Source organism: Methylobacterium sp. WL116 (genome assembly GCF_008039455.1).
GTDB lineage: Bacteria > Pseudomonadota > Alphaproteobacteria > Rhizobiales > Beijerinckiaceae > Methylobacterium.
On sequence record NZ_VRUV01000498.1, the window covers coordinates 1 to 3368 of the forward strand.

The 3368-nt window shown below is 70.6% G+C and carries 3 protein-coding genes; 1 reads left to right on the forward strand and 2 read right to left on the reverse strand.

Features of this window, described 5'->3' with window-relative positions; translation table 11 throughout:
- Positions 1-561: methyl-accepting chemotaxis protein (locus FV223_RS23430; RefSeq protein ID WP_246687926.1), on the forward strand; the 561-nt coding region annotated here is incomplete at its 5' end.
- Positions 562-660: 99 nt separating this feature from the next.
- Here FV223_RS23430 and FV223_RS23435 read toward each other — a convergent pair.
- Positions 661-2391: an L-lactate permease gene (locus FV223_RS23435; RefSeq protein ID WP_147729239.1), complete on the reverse strand. Its 1731-nt coding sequence runs from the start codon at positions 2389-2391 to the stop codon at positions 661-663.
- A 200-nt stretch (positions 2392-2591) separates the two neighbouring features.
- On the reverse strand, positions 2592-3368 hold a 777-nt coding region (locus FV223_RS23440), incomplete at its 5' end, for a 2-oxo acid dehydrogenase subunit E2 (protein ID WP_187276223.1).

Consider the following 3368-nt stretch of genomic DNA (forward strand, 5'->3'; position numbering starts at 1 on the left):
GCCGAGGGCATGGCCGGCGAGGTCCGGCGGCTCGCCACGGCGGCCGGCAGCATCGCCCAGATCGTCGGGCTGATCTCGCAGATCGCCGACCAGACCAACCTGCTCGCCCTCAACGCCACCATCGAGGCGGCCCGTGCGGGCGAGGCGGGACGCGGCTTCGCGGTGGTGGCGCAGGAGGTGAAGTCGCTGGCCGGCCAGACCGCCCGGGCGACCGAGGAGATCACGGCCAAGGTCGTCGAGATCAGCACCTCCACCGACGCTTCGGTCCAGGCGATCAGCGGGATCACCGACGTGATCCGGCGCTTGGCCCAGATCGGCGGCGACATCGCCGCCGCGGTCGAGGAGCAGGGGGCCGCGACCGGCGAGATCGCCCGCACCACGGCCCAGACCTCGCAGGGCACCCGCGCGGTGTCGGAGCATATCGGGGGCGTCAGCGAGGCGGCCGGGACGGCGAGCTCCGGCTCGGCCCAGGTGCTCGCCGCGGCGAGCGCGCTGTCGAGCCAGGCCGGCGACCTGCGCGGCGCGGTCGACCACTTCCTGGCCGGCGTGCGGGCGGCCTGAGGCCGCCCTCCCCCGTCGCCAGACTGCGCCAAAGGAAAAGCCCGCCCCCTCCGCAGGGGGCGGGCTTTTTTGGTGTCGCCGGCGATCTCGGGCGCGAGGCTACGGAACGTGGATCACCATCGCGGTGAAGGGATGCACGTAGGCCTGGAGCATCACCAGCCCGCCCACCAGGCAGGCGAGCGCGATCGAGTGCCAGAACACGAAGCGCAGGATCTTGCCCTCCTGGCCAAAATAGCCGGTGGCGGTGGAGGCGACGACGATCGACTGGGCGTCGATCATCTTGCCCATCACGCCGCCCGACGAGTTGGCCGAGGCCATCAGCACGCCCGACAGGCCGAGCTGCTCCGAGGTGATCTTCTGCAGGCCGCCGAAGAGCACGTTGGAGGCCGTGTCGGAGCCGGTCAGCGCGACGCCGAGCCAGCCGAGCAGCGTGCCGAAGAACGGGTAGAGGATGCCGGTTCCGGCGAACGCCAGGCCCAGCGTCGCGTCGACGCCGGCGTAGCGGGTGAGCACGCCGAGCGCGAGCATCGCCGCGATGGTGATCAGCGAGTAGCGCAGCACCCAGATCGTCTCGACGTAGGCGGTGACGAGGCGGACGGGCGAGAACCGCATGATCAGGCCCGAGATCAGCGCCGCGATCAGCACGCCGGTGCCGGTGTAGGACATGTAGGTGAACAGGAAGACGGCGCCCTCGGGATGGGCCTTGGCCACCACCGGCGGCACCTTCATGATCACGTTGTGCAGGCCCGGCACCTCGTATTTCCAGGTGAAGATCGGGTTGACGATGGCCTTGAACCAGCCGGTGCCCCAGATCGCCACGATCACCGACAGGATGATCCACGGGAGCCAGGCCAGCGCGATCTCGGAGGAGGTGGCGGTGCGGCCGGTGGCGGCCGGGGCGCGGGGCAGGTCGGAGGGAACCCCCGCGCCGAGCGCCACCGGCCGCGGCGCGCCGTAGCCGATCGACGGGTCGTTGCCGCGCAGCGCCGGCGAGGTCCAGATCGTGGCCGGCTTCCAGACCTTCAGGAACAGCACCAGGGCGCCCATCGCCGCGATCGAGGCGCCGATGTCGACGATCCACGGGTTGACGTAGTTCGAGATGCCGAACTGGGCCGCGGCGAAGGCGCCGCCGCAGATCAGGATCGCCGGCCAGACCTGGACCATGCCGCGGAAGCCCGCGAACACCCAGATCAGCCAGAACGGCACGATCAGCGAGAACACCGGCAGCTGCCGGCCGATCATCGCGCCGAGCACGTAGGGGTCGTAGCCCGTCACCGAGGCGAGGCCCTGGATCGGCGCGCCGAGCGCGCCGAAGGCCACCGGCGCGGTGTTGGCGATGAGCGACAGGCCGGAGGCCGCCAGCGGCGAGAAGCCGAGCCCGATCAGGATCGCGCCGGTGACCGCCACCGGCGTGCCGAACCCGCCCGCGCCCTCGAAGAACGCGCCGAAGGCGAAGGCGACGAGCAGCAGCTGCAGCCGCCGGTCGGTGGTGATGCCGGCCACCGATTGCTGGAGGATGGCGAACCACCCCTTCTCCACCGTCAGCCGGTAGAGGAAGATGACGTTGAGGATGATCCAGCCGATCGGGAAGAACCCGGTCACCATCCCGAGCAGCGAGGCGCGGGTCGCGAGGCCGAGCGGCATGCCGAAGGCGCCGACGGCGAGGGCGAAGGCCAGCACCAGGGCGAGCACGGCCGCGATGTGGGCCTTGACCCGGCCGCTGGCGATCATGGCGAGCAGCGCGATCACCGGCACGGAGGCGGCCAGCGTCGACAGCCACGGGTTGCCGAACGGATCGTAGACCTGGTTCCAGGTTTGGACGGGTTCCACGGGCGCATTCCTCCGATGGCCCGGGTTGATCCGCGGGCCGTTGGAGGCGGTGCTAGCAGAGCGGCGAATCCGGCTCAACGCCGAGAGATAATGTATTCAGAAGGTGTTGCGCGCCGACCGCTCCGGCACTTATCGCGAAAGCGGCCGGCGGCTCGGCTCGGCACGACGCGGTCTCGCCGCGCCTCGCGACCGGCCCGTCGTCAGACCAGCATCCCCATCGGGCTCTCGATCAGGCCCTTGAAGGCCGCGATCAGCTCGGCGCCGAGCGCGCCGTCGAGCACGCGGTGGTCGCAGGAGAGGGTCGCGGTCATCACCTGGGCGACGGCGGGCGCGCCGTCCTTGACCACGACCCGCTTCTCGCCGGCGCCGACCGCCAGGATCGAGGATTGCGGCGGGTTGATCACCGCGGTGAAGTGCTTGATCCCGAACATGCCGAGGTTCGACACCGAGGTGACGCCGCCCTGGTACTCCTCCGGCTTCAGCTTCTTGGCGCGCGCACGGGCCGCGAAGTCCTTCATCTCGTTGGAGATGGTGGACAGCGTCTTCTCGTCGGCCCGGCGGATGACCGGGGTGAACAGGCCGCCGTCGATCGCCACGGCGACGCCGACCTCGGCGTTCCTGAAGCGCAGCACCCGGTCCTCGGCCCAGACGGCGTTGGCCATCGGCACCCGGGTCAGGGCGAGGCCCATCGCCTTGATGACGAAGTCGTTGACCGAGAGCTTGAACAGCGGCTTGCCGTCCCTGTCCTTGCCGGCGCTCCGGTTGAGCTGCTCGCGAAGCGCCATCAGCGCGTCGATCTCGCAATCGACGGTCAGGTAGAAGTGCGGCGCCACCTGCATCGCCTCGGTGAGGCGCTTAGCGATGGTCTTGCGCATGCCGTCGAGCGGCACCTCCTCGTAGCTGTCCTTGGCGTAGAAGCCGCGGACCTGATCGGTGGTGAGGCCGGCGGCCCTGGCCGCGGGGGCGGGCGCGGCGGC